At 40.7% G+C, this 15,858-nt stretch carries 18 protein-coding genes and 1 riboswitch; of the genes, 7 read left to right on the top strand and 11 right to left on the bottom strand.

Features of this window, described 5'->3' with window-relative positions:
- Positions 1 to 17 precede the first annotated feature (17 nt).
- On the top strand, positions 18 to 446 hold the full coding sequence (locus BLO34_RS06070; protein ID WP_090753488.1) for a hypothetical protein: 429 nt from the start codon (positions 18 to 20) through the stop codon (positions 444 to 446).
- A 101-nt stretch (positions 447 to 547) separates the two neighbouring features.
- The gene (locus BLO34_RS06065) at positions 548 to 910 is read left to right on the top strand and encodes a hypothetical protein (RefSeq protein WP_090753485.1); all 363 of its coding nucleotides are present in this window, start codon (positions 548 to 550) and stop codon (positions 908 to 910) included.
- A 4-nt stretch (positions 911 to 914) separates the two neighbouring features.
- On the opposite strand, the gene BLO34_RS06060 is transcribed toward BLO34_RS06065, so the two are convergent.
- The 8 genes from BLO34_RS06060 to BLO34_RS06025 all read right to left on the bottom strand — a co-directional run bounded on the left by BLO34_RS06060 (position 915) and on the right by BLO34_RS06025 (position 7,811).
- The gene (locus tag BLO34_RS06060) at positions 915 to 1,460 is read right to left on the bottom strand and encodes an acyl-CoA thioesterase (protein ID WP_090753483.1); all 546 of its coding nucleotides are present in this window, start codon (positions 1,458 to 1,460) and stop codon (positions 915 to 917) included.
- Positions 1,461 to 1,547: 87 nt separating this feature from the next.
- The gene (locus BLO34_RS06055) at positions 1,548 to 1,916 is read right to left on the bottom strand and encodes a 6-phosphogluconate dehydrogenase (RefSeq protein ID WP_090753481.1); all 369 of its coding nucleotides are present in this window, start codon (positions 1,914 to 1,916) and stop codon (positions 1,548 to 1,550) included.
- Positions 1,913 to 2,629: a DUF3307 domain-containing protein gene (locus BLO34_RS06050; RefSeq protein WP_090753479.1), complete on the bottom strand. Its 717-nt coding sequence runs from the start codon at positions 2,627 to 2,629 to the stop codon at positions 1,913 to 1,915. The genes BLO34_RS06055 and BLO34_RS06050 overlap by 4 nt, the downstream gene beginning before the upstream one ends.
- Positions 2,607 to 3,233 carry a hypothetical protein gene (locus tag BLO34_RS06045; protein ID WP_090753477.1) on the bottom strand — a complete coding sequence of 209 codons (627 nt, stop codon included), beginning with the start codon at positions 3,231 to 3,233 and terminating at the stop codon, positions 2,607 to 2,609. Before BLO34_RS06045 ends, BLO34_RS06050 begins: the two co-directional genes overlap by 23 nt.
- Before the next feature lie 166 nt (positions 3,234 to 3,399).
- Positions 3,400 to 4,857: a DNA recombination protein RmuC gene (gene rmuC / locus BLO34_RS06040; protein ID WP_090753476.1), complete on the bottom strand. Its 1,458-nt coding sequence runs from the start codon at positions 4,855 to 4,857 to the stop codon at positions 3,400 to 3,402.
- A gap of 67 nt (positions 4,858 to 4,924) precedes the next feature.
- Positions 4,925 to 5,695 (bottom strand): ABC transporter ATP-binding protein, encoded by a 771-nt coding sequence (locus tag BLO34_RS06035; RefSeq protein ID WP_090753474.1) that lies wholly within the window; start codon positions 5,693 to 5,695, stop codon positions 4,925 to 4,927.
- Positions 5,695 to 6,693 (bottom strand): iron ABC transporter permease, encoded by a 999-nt coding sequence (locus BLO34_RS06030; protein ID WP_231959576.1) that lies wholly within the window; start codon positions 6,691 to 6,693, stop codon positions 5,695 to 5,697. The genes BLO34_RS06035 and BLO34_RS06030 overlap by 1 nt, the downstream gene beginning before the upstream one ends.
- Positions 6,690 to 7,811 carry an ABC transporter substrate-binding protein gene (locus BLO34_RS06025; protein WP_090753471.1) on the bottom strand — a complete coding sequence of 374 codons (1,122 nt, stop codon included), beginning with the start codon at positions 7,809 to 7,811 and terminating at the stop codon, positions 6,690 to 6,692. The genes BLO34_RS06030 and BLO34_RS06025 overlap by 4 nt, the downstream gene beginning before the upstream one ends.
- 147 nt (positions 7,812 to 7,958) lie before the next feature.
- A riboswitch (cobalamin riboswitch) is annotated at positions 7,959 to 8,163 on the top strand.
- A gap of 119 nt (positions 8,164 to 8,282) precedes the next feature.
- On the opposite strand from BLO34_RS06025, the gene BLO34_RS06020 reads away from it, so the two are divergent.
- A complete protein-coding gene (locus tag BLO34_RS06020; protein WP_231959575.1) occupies positions 8,283 to 10,244 on the top strand; it encodes a TonB-dependent receptor plug domain-containing protein in 1,962 nt (653 codons plus the stop codon).
- On the opposite strand, the gene BLO34_RS06015 is transcribed toward BLO34_RS06020, so the two are convergent.
- A complete protein-coding gene (locus tag BLO34_RS06015) occupies positions 10,245 to 11,216 on the bottom strand; it encodes an alpha/beta hydrolase (RefSeq protein ID WP_231959574.1) in 972 nt (323 codons plus the stop codon). It lies immediately after the preceding gene.
- A gap of 249 nt (positions 11,217 to 11,465) precedes the next feature.
- On the opposite strand from BLO34_RS06015, the gene BLO34_RS06010 reads away from it, so the two are divergent.
- Positions 11,466 to 12,485, top strand: coding sequence for a hypothetical protein (locus BLO34_RS06010; RefSeq protein WP_090753469.1), 1,020 nt, complete (start codon positions 11,466 to 11,468; stop codon positions 12,483 to 12,485).
- Between the two features lie 142 nt (positions 12,486 to 12,627).
- On the opposite strand, the gene BLO34_RS06005 is transcribed toward BLO34_RS06010, so the two are convergent.
- A complete protein-coding gene (locus BLO34_RS06005; protein ID WP_317039258.1) occupies positions 12,628 to 12,849 on the bottom strand; it encodes a hypothetical protein in 222 nt (73 codons plus the stop codon).
- A 47-nt stretch (positions 12,850 to 12,896) separates the two neighbouring features.
- Between BLO34_RS06005 and BLO34_RS06000 the strand changes: the two genes are divergently transcribed.
- From BLO34_RS06000 to BLO34_RS05990, 3 genes are read left to right on the top strand one after another with little or no spacing between them, the layout of a single operon-like run.
- Positions 12,897 to 13,289 carry a nucleoside triphosphate pyrophosphohydrolase family protein gene (locus BLO34_RS06000; RefSeq protein ID WP_090753465.1) on the top strand — a complete coding sequence of 131 codons (393 nt, stop codon included), beginning with the start codon at positions 12,897 to 12,899 and terminating at the stop codon, positions 13,287 to 13,289.
- Between the two features lie 2 nt (positions 13,290 to 13,291).
- On the top strand, positions 13,292 to 13,795 hold the full coding sequence (locus tag BLO34_RS05995) for a PH domain-containing protein (RefSeq protein WP_090753463.1): 504 nt from the start codon (positions 13,292 to 13,294) through the stop codon (positions 13,793 to 13,795).
- Positions 13,788 to 15,302 carry a PH domain-containing protein gene (locus tag BLO34_RS05990; protein WP_090753460.1) on the top strand — a complete coding sequence of 505 codons (1,515 nt, stop codon included), beginning with the start codon at positions 13,788 to 13,790 and terminating at the stop codon, positions 15,300 to 15,302. The genes BLO34_RS05995 and BLO34_RS05990 overlap by 8 nt, the downstream gene beginning before the upstream one ends.
- On the opposite strand, the gene BLO34_RS05985 is transcribed toward BLO34_RS05990, so the two are convergent.
- Complete coding sequence (locus tag BLO34_RS05985) at positions 15,303 to 15,854, bottom strand: nuclear transport factor 2 family protein (RefSeq protein WP_090753457.1); 552 nt, start codon at positions 15,852 to 15,854, stop codon at positions 15,303 to 15,305.
- Between the last annotated feature and the right edge of the window lie 4 nt (positions 15,855 to 15,858).

The raw sequence follows: 15,858 nt of genomic DNA, 5'->3' as shown, positions 1-15,858 counted from the left end.
GAATAAAGATTTTTAACATGAAACGTATCCATTTTGCAAATCATAAAAGGAATTTTTGGTTATTAGTTCTGTTACTGTTGGCTGTTTTTGGTGGAATCGTTGGAGCCTTTGAACTCATACCTTTTGAAAATGAAAAATGGGACAATTACCTTGTTGCAATTAGCTCATTCTCTAATGCTGTATTTGTTTCCCATTTCTTCTGGTATAAAAACTACGTCCAATGGAGTAAAGGAGGAATGTACATTAAGATCAAAAAATTATTTGGTAAAACAGTTACTTTTAAAAAAGTGATGTCTATTGGTTTGAAAGAAAACGTATTGTGCATAGATCAAAAATATGAGGATACTATTGAGATAGATTTGAGTCATATTGCAGAAGAAGATCGAGGTTTTTTGTATCAATTGATTAAGGAAAGAGTGAACTGTGAAGATGTTGTATTACAGTAATAATTATTAGCAAAAACTTTTCATCAAATTCATTAGAAATTCAACAAATAAAATTTGACAGCTTTACCGGCACTTGGAAAGTGGTTCCAATCATTGTTTTAATGATTGTTGCAGTAGCAATAGGTTTCTTTGAGGTAATTAAATTTCAAGATGAATTTTGGAACAAAGCATTTGCAGCAGCCGCGAACCTGTTTCCGGTATTTTATTTTGGTAGAGTGTTCTGGTACAAAAATTATGTACAATGTAACAGGCGTGGTATCATGATAAAGGTTAAGTCTTTCTCAAGTACAAACTTTAGTTTTAGCGACTTGAATACAGTTGAGTTGGAAGACAACAAACTCACAATAAAACACGGCGGTAAGACTAGTGTTCTCAATTTAGGTCACATTGTTGAAAAAGATCAACAGAAGCTTTTAAGTTTGATCGAAAATCATGGGTTTGAATCATCAACAGTGACTTCTTAATTAATTAATCACCCAATTTTACATTATAATCCTTCAGCTGCTCCACAAACTCATCCGCATTAAAGTTGGTGGCTTTCATTTCCTTGGAGCTTTTGCGTTTGATGGTTTTGCGTCTGATTTCTCGGGAGAACCGTCTTATGTGTGAGTCGGTGCTTAATTTTAAACCAGGAACGGTGACTGTATTTCCATCTCCATCTTTTGCTACCATGGTTACATAGCTGGAATTACAGTGTTTTTTAGCACCAGACTTGATATCTTCTGCATCCACGCGTATCCCAACCACCATCGATGTTTTACCTACATAATTCACCGTGGCTTTAAGGGTTACCATTTCGCCCACTTCTATAGGAGCTAGAAAGTCTACAACGTCTACGCTAGCCGTTACACAATAATTATTACTATGTTTTGAGGCGCACGCAAAAGCGATCTGATCGATCAATGATAGTATGTGTCCACCGTGAATTTTCCCTGAGAAATTGGCATGCGACGGCAACATCAACATGGATATGACGACTCTGGATTCTTCTGGGGTTTTAAATTTTGCAGACATGGTTGTGGTGGGTTGTTACGCTTTCGCGAAAGCGAGATCATTCAAAATCTATTTACTTTGAAACTAGAAAAAGGAACTAGCTACAAACTAGTTGCGATTGAAGTGCGGTGATTGTTCCAGAGAGGCTTCTGTGATGAAATATTTGGTATCTCCCCAAAAGAAAAAGGTGCCAAAACGCTCTTCATATTTCAGTTTGACGTACTGCCCTTGATATTCCTGCAGCTTTTTGATAACTTCTTCTTCCTCATCCAAAACTGAGAACGAAAAAATCTGTGCTCCAGAAATCCCTTGAGAAATCTCTCCTTCCCAAGTTTTAACTAGATATCCTTTGCTGGAAAACTTGATCAGTTCACCACTACGGTAACCGTCAGAGTAGGTGGCAAAATATAGAAACGCATACCATATCACGGCAAGCAATAGAATGGTGGCGAGGATAACGCCCAGAATCTTTCTCATAATCCAAGTATTTGTTGAAAGGCAATTCCCGTCAGGATCGCGATACCAAAACTAAGCAATGTCCCGATCAAAACGTATTCCGTCAACTTCATATTACTCTCGCGGTTGAGATCGCCGAATCTAAAAACAGATTTGGCCGCCAGTAAAAATCCAACCGCACCGAATTGGCCCACTACGATAAAGACAAAAACCAAAAGTCTCTCAATAATGCCTATCCAGTTGCCCGCATTCTTGAGCGAATCAATACCTGCACTTTCAGGATTGAGTTTCCAGCGTGTGAAGAATATCTTGAGTCCAAAGCTTACCGGTGTGGTGAGAAACAAAAGGCATAAGACAAATGCCCAGAATCGTGCAGGCAACTCCCAATTCATTTCGGTAAACGTTTGATTGTGAAAGATCCATATCGCTATGATTACAGAAATATGCGCCACCTGATCTGCGAGATAAAGCCAGCGTTTGTTCTTCTTGTTTGTGCCGTACAGTTTACCCAGATCGATGAGGTAATGCGTGATCATTATGATCACCGCCACATACCAAAGTCTTAGATCCCATAGGGCAATCATGGTAAGTGCACCGTGAATTAATATGTGGATATATAATGCGGTAGATTTGATCTTGCGTTCTTCCTTGTCTTTGACGCTTTTGTTGGTCTGGAAAAGATAGTCTCCCGCAAGATGCGCGATAAGTAACCTAAATAGTAGTGCTAGCGCCATTGCTTACGTCGTTATAGTATTGTTCAAATAATTGTGATAGCTCCTGTGTTTCATGCCAGTTGGCACGAGTAAGTCTACGGCTTGCCGTTGCCTGTTGAATGCCTAGTTTTTTCCCTAGTTCTTCTTGAGTCCATTCTGGATGACTTAATTGTTCGTAGACTATTGCCGCGGCATTCTCTGTCCAGTCATCCATATAAAGCATTGCCATTTTCAATGCGGTGTTCATATACTTATCTAGCTGATGATCTGATCGCACCATGATGTTTTGTCCCTTTTTCTTTAGGGAGTCCAGCAGTTCTCCAGATCGGGTCAATGCGCTACCGGTAGATATGGCAATATTGTTTTCTGCGATTTGAATGTTTCCTATGCCTATAGCGATTCTAACGTCTAGCTTCTCAAACCTTTTTAATGCAGCTTTTAATTTGATGGATGTGAGTAGGCCTTGCTCAGGCTGGTTCAACTTTGCCTGAAAGCTATCGCCTCTATAAATTTGATACATTCCTTCTGTGGAATACGCGCTCAAGATATCCTTTAACACGGACAGATATTTATCTGGATCGTGCTTTTGGGAATTGATGATATCGCCGGCTATAACTACTTGCATAGGTATTACGTAATTATGTAATAATTCAAATATATTACATAAATGTGTAATAAAAGCATATTATTACATAAAAGCGTAATAATTAAAAATATTACGTAAATGCGTAATAATACAGAATATTACCTAAAAGTGTAATATAATCTGCTAGAGGTGTACTTATAAAAGTCTACTCTTCACTATCATCAGCTGCATCCAATTCCAAATAATCGGGATCGTTGTCAACGGCACGACGTACGAGCTTTTCATTGATGGATTTATTGGCTTTGGCTCCCAATTTTTTGAGACGTTCTACACGACCTATCAGGTTTCCAGAACCTTCAGTCAATTTATTCATACTAGCAGAATATGATTTCTTTACTGTGTCGAGCTGCGCGCCCACTTTGATAAGATCATCAGAAAGGCCGACAAATTTATCGTAAAGCGACCCTGCGGCTTTAGCAATGTCTAACGCATTCTTTTGCTGCTTTTCATTTTGCCACATGGTATCAATGGTACGCAAAGTCGCCAATAATGTAGTAGGAGTGACAATCACAATATTTTTGTCAAAAGCGTCTGTATAGACATTGTTGTCTGCATTAAGGGCTGCTGCAAAAGCTGGTTCAATAGGTACAAACAACAATACAAAATCTGGACTATCGATGGAGTAGAGCTCATGATAATTTTTAGCAGATAAATCGCTAACGTGTTTACGCAAAGCGTTCACGTGCGCTTTTAAATATTGATTCTGCAGATCTTCATCTTCTTCATTTACCCAGCGCTCATAAGCATTGAGGGAAACCTTAGAGTCAATCACCATTTTATTACCGCCAGGAAGATGAATAACCACATCTGGAAAATACGTCTTGCCATCTTCTGTTCTAACGCTTTGTTGCACCTCATATTCTGATCCTTTTTCAAGTCCAGATTTTGATAGTACACGTTCAAGAACAAGCTCACCCCAATTACCTCTCATTTTAGAATCTCCTTTTAAGGCTTTGGTAAGGTTGCTGGCATCCTTACTCATTTGCTCATTGAGTTCCTTTAAGCCTATAATTTGCTGGCGCAGGGAACTCTGACGATCGATGGTATCTTTATGTGTGTCCTCAACACGCTTTTCAAAGTTCTTGATTTTCTCCTGCAGCGGATTCAAGATCTGCTCGATATTCACTTTATTTTGAGTCGTGAACTTGGTGCTTTTCTCATCCAGAATTTTATTCGCAAGATTTTCAAACTCCTTGGTAAACTTCTCATTCAGTTTTTCAAGTTCCGCTTGTGAGTTGGAGTATTTTTCTTCTGCCTTTTCGTGGATGGTGCGCATCTGGGCGAGTTGGACGCTCAGGTTTTCCTTTTCTCGATTTAGTTCTGTGTAGTTTTCTTCCGTTTTGGAAAGTCTCGTACGCAATTCTTCTAGAGTTTCTTTTTTCTGAAAAACTTCTGCACTCAACGCACTTTGTGCGTTGCGCAATTGATCACGCTCGCTGGTGACTTGCTTTCCTTCTTCAACTAATAGCGATAGCCTTTCTTTCTCCGTTTCTAGAAATTGCAATGGCGATGAAAATTTGCTCTTGGCAAAAAACCAGCCTATTAAGGCTCCAACCACTAATCCTGCGATGAGCAAAAGCACCGCAAACACATCTGCCGTCATAAAATTTGATTTATCGTAAAGTTACAAAGTCATAGCCGGCGATCTAAAAATGAATCGCGGCAGTTATTCACATTTCGCCTGTGGATTCACTAATGCTATAACTTCCATTCTCCCATTTCAAAAACGGTGATGGGAACATTTGTTCCAGAATGTTCTTTTCCTTGAATTCCCTTATGCTTTTGAACCGAATGTATCCTTCATGAAAATATACCACTTGATCTGCCAGCACCGTTGCCATAGCAATCTCGTGTGAGGAAAAAATGATCGTCCGATTATGGTTCCTGCAGTGTTTTTTGAGCAGTATCAATAGTTCTGCTTTGTGATGGATATCGAGATGGCTCGACGGTTCGTCCATTAGGATATATTCCGTCTCTTGAACTAACGCTCTCGCTATAAGTGCGCGTTGCAACTGCCCATCGCTCAAGGTAGAAAGCTGTCTTTCTTTCAGTTCGGTTAGTTCAAAGTCGGTTAGGATTTGATCGATGACTGATTGATCTGCTGGTGTGAGTTTCCCAAGAAAGTTGGTATATGGCGCGCGGCTTATTTCCAGCAATTGGCGTACGGTGATGGACGTGCTCATCGATCGGTCTGTGGTCAGGATCGAGATTTGCTGTGAGAGTTCTTCCAGATTGATTTCGGTGATTGATGCGCCGTTGAGTGAGACGTTTCCATCCAGTAAGTGGCTACCGTTTGCCATGCATCTCAACAAGGTGGATTTGCCCGTACCATTTGCACCTATGATGGTTATGAATTTCGCTTTCGCGAAAGCGATATGACCTACACATTTTGCAAGCGTCTGGCTGTCGTAACCTATTTTTATGTCCTGTAAAACCAGCATCAGAATCTAAGGTATCTTTTTTTGACGATGAGCCAAATGACGAGTGGTGCGCCTACCAGCGATGTGACTGCGTTGATGGGCAGCGAGTAATTTGAGAATGGCAGTTGAGCCACCATGTCACAGGCAAGTAACAACGATGCACCGATGATGATCACCAGCGGAATCAACTTCTTATGATCCATACTGGGCAAGATCAATCTGGCGATATGCGGCACGGCAAGGCCTATAAATGCTATGGGTCCAGCAAATGCTGTGATGCTGCCTGCCAGGATACAGGTAATGGAAATGATGATCCAGCGTGTTCTGGTTATGTTGATTCCTAGGCTGCGAGCATAAGTTTCTCCCAGTAGTAATGCGTCCAATGGTTTGATGATGAGTAATAGCGCCACTAACGACAGCACTACAAGAAAGGCGATGACCGCCAACTCATTCCAGGTGAGGTTTCCTAAACTTCCCAAACCCCAAAACACATAACGTCGCAATTGCTCGCTGGGACTAAAATATTGCAAAATACCAACGATAGCGCTACTCAGGCTGCCAACCATTAAACCTATAATCAACAATCCCATCGTATCCTTGATACGGAATGAGATCAAAATAATCAACAAAAAAACGGCCAAACTTCCCGCAATACTGGAGGCGATTACCCCAAATCCAGAAACCAATGAGAATCCCAACAAGGAACTGCCCATGATAGAAATTGCGACGCCCAACCCTGCACCAGATGAAATTCCCAGCACAAAAGGTCCCGCCAGCGGATTCCTAAACAATGTCTGCATCAACATACCGGCGATGGCAAGTCCTGCGCCAGTAAGTACGGCCATGATCGCTCTAGGTAATCGCAGCTGTGTGATGATATATTCATCTGTAGTGTCTGGCGCGCCCATCAAAATATCCCAAATGTCAGAAAGCGATATGTACACAGATCCTAAAGCGATATCCGCTATAAACAATAGCAGGAGCAGAGCGATCAATACTATGTAGGTGGACGTTTTCAATCAGTTAATGGATCAAAGAAGTGGAGTTCTCGGTTTTCACCAGGTTCAGAATGAAAGATGGTAATCAAATCCTGCAATACAAGATCTGGTCGCATGGCTGCAGATTCATAATAAATAACACCGCCAGTCGCGCCTTGTCGCAAGGCAAACGTGTATAATTTCTTCTCTTCAAATGCCTGGAAAAGTTCGTAAGATTTATTATCGGCTAGCATTTGAGAGTAGGATGTGTATTGACTAGGTGCGATCCAGTAATCGGCTGTTTGTGCATCTTTCAATACGGTTTCCATGCTGTATGATAATGATCCAGATCCTTGGGTTTCTTTATAAATGTAAGAGCCGCCAGCATCTTCAATCAAGCGACCTTGCCAGGAGTTTCCATATGGTAAATACCACACGTCTTTCCAGGTGGCACCAGCAATGACGGTGGGTTTTTCAAGTTCTTTAACGCTGGCTTTGGCAGCTAGATAATCGGCTTCAATCTGGTTGAAAATATCAAATGCTTCCTTTTCCTTATCAAACAAAATCCCAAAAACCTTGATCCATTCCGCTCGTCCTAGCGGATGTTGCTCGGTCCAGTCGCCATTGTAAAGAACAGGAATGCCAGCATACATCATGCGTTCATAAGTTGGATTGTCTGCATCGATGCCGTAGCCTATGACAAGATCTGGAACTAGTGCAATCGTGCGTTCCAGATTCACCTCTTCATTAGCACCTAGATCTTCCACATCGCCTGCGTCAATATGTTTGCGCATTTCTGGCGAGCTTATGTAATCAGTATCTGGAAACCCTATGAGTTTTTCTGTTTCTTGCAATAAAACAAGTGGCGGTATATGTGTCGTGGATGTGGCTATTAATTTTTTGATCGGAATATTTACATCGCCAATATTTGCGATACGATGGAAATCCAATTGCAGCGTATCTGTAGAGCTGGGCCATGGATTATTGATGGTCAAACGGTAGCCACCATCAATAGTCTTCAAGTCAAAACCTTTGGCATACTTGACTTCTAGAGTGTCTGTGACTCTGATTTCTGTACTTGAATCAGCTGGATTTTCGTTTTTACACGAGAGGAAGAAACTTATAAAAATCGAGCAGGCGAGAAATGTCCATTTGTCCATAGACGCCAAAAATAGAATTATTCCATGGAATCAATCCACAATTATCAATATGCTAAACATTGGTGAGCAGTCCATTTAATGTAGTTACATTTGCGGCTAGTTATAGGTTATGTTTTTGCTTCGGCACTGCTCAGCAACCTCGTTGGTTGCAAAATTATTATGAGTAGTTCCGCTTTCGCGAAAGCGTATTAAAAGGGAATCTGGTGCAACTCCAGAACTGTTCCCGCAACTGTAAAGAATCTGTGCTACCTGCGCAGCCCAAGAAATTGGGATTTCATGACACGTCACTGAGCAATCGGGAAGGCCATGAGATATTCAAGTCAGGAGACCTGCCATAACAAATTTGAATTGTAAACCTTCGGGATAGAGGTGTGCGATGGATAGGTTTTTAATAAATCTTGTTATGAGAATGCGGCTTATTGGCTGCGTTATCAAGCCATCTTCACGTGTTCCCGATCTTAAAAGAGATCGATGATCAAATATTTTTTAGTAGCATTTTCACTTGCTTCAAGTCTAGTTGTAACCGCACAAATTGATACCACTACCACAAGATTGGAAAAGGTAACGGTAACCTCAGCTTCCAAATTTGAACAGGATCGTAAGGACAGCGGTAAACCCGTTATCAAAATCACACAAGCAGATATTGAAAAGCAAAGCGCCTCCAGCCTTGCCGATCTTTTGAACCAATATGCAGGTATTGAGATCAATGGTGCGCGTAGTAATACCGGTCAGAACTTATCCTACTTTATTCGTGGTGGGAACAATCGACAAGTATCTTTTCTTATCGATGGCGCTCAAGTAAACGATCCTAGTTTGATTGCCAGTGATTTTGATTTGCGATTAGTTGACTTGGGTCAGATTGAGGAAATTGAAATTTTAAAAGGTGCATCGAGCACACTTTATGGAGCAAATGCCAGTACAGCGGTCATCAATATTAAGCTGAAGGAAGCTGCGAGAAAAAAATTGCGAATATCGGTTGGTTCATTCGTGGGTACCAACTCCAGTGCTGAGGATCAAGAGTTTAGTCCTGATGAGATTACCAACTCCATCAATGCTAGTGGTAGATTGAATAATGGTTTGACTTATGCGGCAGGATTTCATCATCAATACACTTATGGATTGAGTGCCGTGGAACCTCTAGATGGTAGTGATGCTAGAGCAGATAAATTCAACCGGGTGAATGGATTGGGAAGAATAGGATACGATAATCAGAATAATTTCAAGTTGACGAGCTACGTTTCCTTTGATGAATACAAAGCTGAATTTGACAACTTTGATTTCACAGACGCAGATAATGAAACTTACAGCAGACAAATACGTTGGGGAACCAATGCAGAATACAATTACTCTGATAAAGGATCCATTGTGTACAATGATGTGAGCACTCATACGAGAAGAGATACACGTAGTGGCTCGCCTACTATATTCAATGCAGATGGATATTCGCTGGACCTATATAACAAGTATGCCTTTAACTTATCTGCAGATGGTGCTCATGAATTAAAGACAATTCTAGGATTCAATTTTAGAACCGATAGTTTTGAAAGTGAGTCAGTGCCATTTGATGGAACTAATTTTGAAGAAACAGCAAACGAGGACGATACCAATTTTCAGATCTATGATCCTTATGTGAACGTAGTTTATGAAAGTAGTTTTGGCTTGAATCTCAATACAGGAATACGTTACAATATTCACAGCGATTATGATAGTGAGTTTGTGTATAGTGTGAATCCGTCAGTGGATTTTGATCTTGAAGAATCAGTTTTGAAAGTTTACGGTAGTTATAGCACGGCTTACATCACGCCATCGCTGTATCAACTATTTGATCGAAGCTTCAATCTAGGTAATCCAGATCTACAGCCAGAAACCAACACAACTAGAGAAGTAGGAGCAGAGTGGTTTATGAACAAGACTAGTTTAACCGTGAGTGTTTTTGACCGTAGGTCAGAAAACGAAGTGATTTTTATAAGCGATCCAGTGACTTTTGCAGGTTCCTATGCTAATGCTGATATCAACACACAAGTGTTCGGTTTTGAAGCTAGTTTAAAGACCAGTATTAACGAGAGGATTGATGTGCAAGCCAATTACTCTTTCGCAGACCGGACTGATGATCTTGTGATCTCAAGAGTTCCAAAACAAAAAGTCAATGCTTCCATACGCTCGCTAGTGATGGATCGCACGTATGTGACGTTGAGATATCAATACAACGATCCACGACAGGATGCCTTTTTCAATAACACGACTTTCGTTACGGAATCGGTTACACTGGATGCTTATCAGTTGGTGGATATTGATGCCACCTATAAATTGAAGAATAAGGATTTGACCTTTTTTGCTGGTGTATCTAATTTGTTCAACGAGGACTTTACAGAACTTTACGGTTTCCAGACACGTGGTCGCAATTACAAATTAGGACTGCGAGTGAACTTGTAATCATTTCAATAGAAACACCAGCGGTGTTGCCACTCGCTGATTCCAGAATTTCTCACTGTGTTCATGGCCCTCAAACTTTATGGATCTGTAGTTGGATTGATTGTATCCAGCTTCTTTGAACATTTGATCCACTCGGTTTTGATGAGGTTCATAGGCTGCGTCTAGCGTTAAGGTTCCATAATCAAAATAGAACTTGTGCGTTTTAGGATCTGGAATGCGGTTAGGGATATCCTGCATCATGGCTTCTCCTAAAACTGGAATTGGAAAGTGAGTGCTCAAACATCCAGCACCTCCAAAAATCTCTGGATACTCCATAAGTGCATACATTGAGATCAAACCGCCCATGGACGCGCCCATGACAAAAGTGTCTTCCCGCAAGGTAGAAGTCTGGTAGTTTTGATCTATGAATGGTTTCAATTCTGCCGTCATGAACTTTAGATAGTCGTCGCTATACAACCTGTCGTATCCTGTATTTTCTTTTAATTGCGCTTTCGCGAAAGCTGACTCAACCGCATCATCGGGCATTTGAGGCATGTACTCGCTGAACCGTTTCTTTCCCGTATTCCATGAGTTCACAACAATGGTAGGCGATATAGCACCAGCCGTCAATAGGGAATCCATCTTCTCATCGATCTCCCAAGAAGTGCCGTAGCTGGACGTTTCTTTATTGAAGACATTCTGGCCGTCGTGCATATAAAGAACCTGGTAGCTCACGTCCTTTTTAGGATAGCCGGCAGGCAACCATACTTCTACATTGCGCTGGTCAACGTAGCTGGATTTGAAGTCGTTGTAATAAATGATAGAGTCATTATATATAGGATTAGCAATGACTTGATCATTTACAGCAATCACTGGATTGGGCTCAAATACATTTTGCGGACTGCGATCCTTGCAGGAATAAATGGCCAATAGTCCTATTACGACCATCAAATTCTTTGCGAGTGCGAGGTGATTCATTTGATAAATGTTCATGAGATACCTATTTATTTCAAATATAATAAGATTCAATTCAGGATAGATTTATAAATAAATCAGTTCAAATACACGATTATCTGTTTAAGTGTAATTTAAGGCGATTTTATGACAATGTTTTAATATACTGTTTATTAGTTATTTAAGTAGGTCATGTGCATTTTATCGACGTTTTTTGTTTGTTTATCGTTTAAATGTGTCGCATATTTGGATCATCAATAAAACGATAACAATCTAAATCTCTACACAATGAAAAAATTTACACTCACCGCAGCCATCCTCTTTACAGCAGCAACCTTTGTTTCCTGTTCCACTGACTCTGAAGGTATGGACGGTATCGACGATACCAGCGCACTGGTAAGCGGTCCCAAAGTAACCTTGTTTACAGGCAGCAACACATCAGGCAAGATCAACATGTTTGATATGACCGATAGAAAGAACATCACCAACAAATCATTCAAGTCTGCAAGTACAGACGGTAACGGTATCCACTACGATCCAATCAACGACTGTCTTTTTGAGGCTTCAAGATCAGAGCGTAACGTCCTTGTATTTGAGAACCTTAACAACAACGAGTCCGGTGCAGCACTTGCACCATCCATCATGTCTGACGTACAGGTAGAGAACCCAAGGGATATTGCCATCTCTGGAGACCGTATCGTGGTATCCTCTGATGCCACTGGACCACGCGACAGCAACAAGTTCTATGTATATGAGTCCACTTCAAACAGTGTTAGACTGGTAAACGTATATGAGACCGGTAACCAACACTGGGGAATCTTCCTTGCGGGTAACACCTTATACGCAGCCATAGACAACAGCGGTAGAATAGCAGTCTACAACGACTTTTTCTCAAAGCCTAGTGGTGAGCTTACCGCAGACGACCAGATCACTATTGAAGGAGCACAGTCCTTAAGAGGAATCACCTATGACGAGGTTGAGGACCAACTCTTCCTTGCAGATGTTAGAAACCCATTGGACGACAGCGACGGTGCGATCCACACGATCAAGAACTTCTCTGTCATCTACAGCGGTCTTGAGGCTTACGGTACGATAAGCGAGGTAAACACGGTAAGCGGTGCAGAAAGCATGCTTGGAAATCCGGTTGATCTGGAATACGACAACATTGGAAAGGTCCTTTACACGGCAGAGCGCGCTACCAACGGTGGTATGGCACTTGCCTTTGACATGAATACTACTGGAAACATGAAGCCCATGATGCAACAGTCCGTATCTGGTATCTCCAGCATCTACCTTAACGTAGAGTAACACACAACGATTTTATAGTACAATTTGTAGAGTAGATTGTAGAAAAGAGAGAGACCCAACTAGGGTCTCTTTTTTTTGCTCCATATTTTTTGTTGAGGTCTGTAGGGAATCTCGCTTTCGCGAAAGCGGAACAATTATATTCTTATTCCTTGAGACCAAACTTTATCGCAAGCAGTAAAAGAAAGAATGCCAGAAAACCAACCAAAATCCACTTGACGCCTTTGTAATTTTTGCGATGCAGGATTTTATCCTTACCATACATGAAGTAAATCAAGATCACAAAGGCCACAAAAAATAGCGCTGCAAAAACTAGCTGGCCATCAGAGAACATGGCATCTTTAATCGCTAACATGGAAAAATTCATAACCGTCATATTTTTTGTAAAATTACAATACAATAGATCAACAAACCATGAAGAAGAATATCGATGCCGTAAGAGAGTTTCATAAGGCCTTCAAATTAAATATTCAGGACGAACCCACAATCAATATCTCGCTGGAACGTAAGTTGTTGCGTTATGAATTGATGCTTGAGGAAAATGAGGAATATTTAGAAGCCGCTAAAAATGATGATCTCATTGAAGTAGCAGATGCACTGGGCGACATGCTCTACATTTTATGTGGAACTATCATCGAGCATGGAATGCACGATGTCATTGAGGATGTCTTTGATGAGATCCAGCGATCCAACATGAGCAAACTAGGTGCTGATGGTGAGCCAATTTATAGAGAAGATGGAAAAGTCTTGAAAGGACCAGATTATTTCAAACCAGATTTTGGCGCTATTCTCAACAAACATCAATAATTATGACCAATGACCAAGTTTATCCGGTAGAGTTACCACCGTTGGAAAACTCAGAGTTCAAAAAGCATCCTAAACGCTTTTTGAATAAAAAGTTGCTATCGAAGCTTATCATTTTTGTACCGTTGTTGATAGCGGCCATTAGCTTCATTTTTGTGATTGATGAACAATGGTTCACTTGGTCAGTTATTCCAATATGGTTGGTGTTATTACTGATTACCTTGTTTTTTTCATACAAAGAATATTTCGTGCGTGGCTATGTGCTTAGGGAGTTGGATATAACGTACCGGCATGGCTGGATTTTTCATCATGAGACTACAGTACCATTCAATAGGATACAGCATACAGAAATTAAAGATGGTCCCATCGACCGTTTGTTCAATCTATGTGAACTGGAGATTTATACCGCCGGTGGTAGCTCTTCAGACCTGAGTTTATCTGGACTTGATCCAGAAGATGCTAAAAAACTGAAGGAATTTATTTCTCACAAGACCGCACTGCATGCTTGATTTGAGCGAACCAAGACGACAGAGTCGCAAAAGCATACTGCTTTACGTCTTCAAAAATATTAAGGGACTCATTGCGGTCGCTCTTTATTCGGCTTTTGGGATCAATAATTTTGCGGATTATAGAATAATGATTGGTATTGCTGCCGTTGCGGTAATCCTGGGTTTAGTATCACCAATTCTTAGTTACTACTATTTTACCTTTCACGTAGAGGAAGATGAGCTCATCATTCAAAAAGGTGTGCTCAACAAAGAGCGTAAAGCTATTCCTCTAGAACGCATTCAATCTGTCAATATCACGCAGAATCTCGTTCAAAGAATTCTTCAACTCGTTGCTGTTGAAGTGGACACCGCAGGCTCTAAAGCCAAAGAGCTTGAGATTCCAGGTTTGAGTCGGTCGTTTGCAGAATCTTTCAAAAATCTGTTGCAGGACAAGCGTGAACAAAACTTGGTTTTAGATGAAGAAAATCTAGAAGGATCCACAGGTGATAACTCTATAGAGACGCCTGTAGAACGAAATGCTGTTAAAACCAGCGAGCTTTTATCGCTTGGGATTATAGATCTTTTTAAAATTGGTATTACCCAAAACCACTTGCGCAGTGGTGGACTTGCACTAGGTGTAGTGTTTGGATTCTGGTATAACATCAAGGACTTTGTTGAGAAATTCTATGGTGATTTATTTGAAGGGTTTGAGTGGGAAAATATGGTGGGTTATGCCAGTTTGAGTTTATTGGTTGTTGCTGCACTTTCGCTCATTCTAGTTTCAGTAATTGTAAGTGTGGTTCTAGTTTTTAATAAATATTATGGCTACAAACTGCGACGTAGCGGCGACTACTTAGAAATTGAGATGGGTTTGCTCAATAGACGAGAGATCAAAATCCCTATTCAGAAAATACAGATTTTAGAATTCTATAGTAATCCACTGCGTAGGATGCTTAATTATCAAACAGCTAAAATCCATCAAGCCCAATCACAGGGAATTTCTTCTACAGGAGCAGAGGTTCCTGCTTGCAGTCCAGCAATGATTGCACTTTTGAGAGAATTAATTTTTGACCACACCATAGAAAAGTCTGCTCAGCCTTCAAAGTCCATTGCTATATCACACGCTAGATTGACTTTTTACGCGACATTTTTGCCCTTGATTTTTTCGATTGCTGCATCAGTTTATTTTGAGATTTATATGCTTGGCGTTTTGGCATTTTTGTTATTTAATTGGCTGATTTACACCTCGTATCGCGATGGACAGAATACCAGAATTGATTCAGATGAAGAGTTGGTAGAGCTGCGGTCTGGATGGTTGTTTCACAAAACCATCCTTATTCCTATTTATAAAATTCAAGCTGTTGAGAAGTGGCGTAGTGTATTTCTCAAGCGTCGACAGCAAGTTCATTTCACTATTCACACGGCTGCTGGTTCACGCGGTTTGCGGTATTTCTATAAAAAAGAAATTACCGATCTTAAGAATAGATTACACAACTTAGTGCTCGTTTCCAAGCGTCACTGGATGTAATTAATATTCTCGAGTATCCGTTACTTGAGCAACTTTCCAGCTGTCATCTATATAAATCATGGTGAAAACATTGCGGCCGCGATGCGATAGCTTTCCATTGACATAGAATTCATAATCTGTATGGACGCTGGCGATGTCATTGTCTGCAGTAGTTTTTAAAGAAGTCAGCCGTTCCTCAAAAGAGACTTTTTGTGGTATCGACGCAATGGATTTTAGAAAGTCGTCAATGGTTGTTGTACTTAGCTTGCGGTCAGATCCTCTAATTGCTAATGATTGCATACTGGCGTTTTCTACGAATTGATTTTTCAGTGCTACGGTATCCTGTTTATGGAAATTTTGAAAGAATAACTCAACCGCCTTACCGGCTGGATGTTCATTGAGCAGAACTGTAGAGGATGCAGTTGCAGATATTAGTCGGGAATTAACTTCTAAATTTTCCTGCGATGCCATTGAATCTGATTTAGTTTGCGCTTGCGCGAAAGTGAAATTAATAGCGAGAACTACAATCGGTAAAAGAATATTTTTGAACATGATGGTTTTCTTTAAGTGCATTTAA

It is taken from the genome of Nonlabens sp. Hel1_33_55, from assembly GCF_900101765.1.
Classification (GTDB): Bacteria; Bacteroidota; Bacteroidia; order Flavobacteriales; family Flavobacteriaceae; genus Nonlabens.
Note: the sequence above shows the minus strand (reverse complement) of the source record. Positions and strands in the feature narration are given on the sequence as shown.

Bases quoted from the DNA above. Each gene is read 5' to 3' on its own strand.
- BLO34_RS05995 (WP_090753463.1), top strand. From the start codon at position 13,292: ATGACCAATGACCAAGTTTATCCGGTAGAGTTACCACCGTTGGAAAAC.
- BLO34_RS06000 (WP_090753465.1), top strand. From the start codon at position 12,897: ATGAAGAAGAATATCGATGCCGTAAGAGAGTTTCATAAGGCCTTCAAA.
- BLO34_RS06070 (WP_090753488.1), top strand. From the start codon at position 18: ATGAAACGTATCCATTTTGCAAATCATAAAAGGAATTTTTGGTTATTA.
- BLO34_RS06060 (WP_090753483.1), bottom strand. From the start codon at position 1,460: ATGTCTGCAAAATTTAAAACCCCAGAAGAATCCAGAGTCGTCATATCC.
- BLO34_RS06045 (WP_090753477.1), bottom strand. From the start codon at position 3,233: ATGCAAGTAGTTATAGCCGGCGATATCATCAATTCCCAAAAGCACGAT.
- BLO34_RS06025 (WP_090753471.1), bottom strand. From the start codon at position 7,811: ATGGACAAATGGACATTTCTCGCCTGCTCGATTTTTATAAGTTTCTTC.
- BLO34_RS06015 (WP_231959574.1), bottom strand. From the start codon at position 11,216: ATGAACATTTATCAAATGAATCACCTCGCACTCGCAAAGAATTTGATG.
- BLO34_RS06050 (WP_090753479.1), bottom strand. From the start codon at position 2,629: ATGGCGCTAGCACTACTATTTAGGTTACTTATCGCGCATCTTGCGGGA.
- BLO34_RS05990 (WP_090753460.1), top strand. From the start codon at position 13,788: ATGCTTGATTTGAGCGAACCAAGACGACAGAGTCGCAAAAGCATACTG.
- BLO34_RS06035 (WP_090753474.1), bottom strand. From the start codon at position 5,695: ATGCTGGTTTTACAGGACATAAAAATAGGTTACGACAGCCAGACGCTT.
- BLO34_RS06005 (WP_317039258.1), bottom strand. From the start codon at position 12,849: ATGAATTTTTCCATGTTAGCGATTAAAGATGCCATGTTCTCTGATGGC.
- BLO34_RS06020 (WP_231959575.1), top strand. From the start codon at position 8,283: ATGATCAAATATTTTTTAGTAGCATTTTCACTTGCTTCAAGTCTAGTT.
- BLO34_RS06055 (WP_090753481.1), bottom strand. From the start codon at position 1,916: ATGAGAAAGATTCTGGGCGTTATCCTCGCCACCATTCTATTGCTTGCC.
- BLO34_RS06010 (WP_090753469.1), top strand. From the start codon at position 11,466: ATGAAAAAATTTACACTCACCGCAGCCATCCTCTTTACAGCAGCAACC.
- BLO34_RS05985 (WP_090753457.1), bottom strand. From the start codon at position 15,854: ATGCACTTAAAGAAAACCATCATGTTCAAAAATATTCTTTTACCGATT.
- BLO34_RS06065 (WP_090753485.1), top strand. From the start codon at position 548: ATGATTGTTGCAGTAGCAATAGGTTTCTTTGAGGTAATTAAATTTCAA.
- rmuC (WP_090753476.1), bottom strand. From the start codon at position 4,857: ATGACGGCAGATGTGTTTGCGGTGCTTTTGCTCATCGCAGGATTAGTG.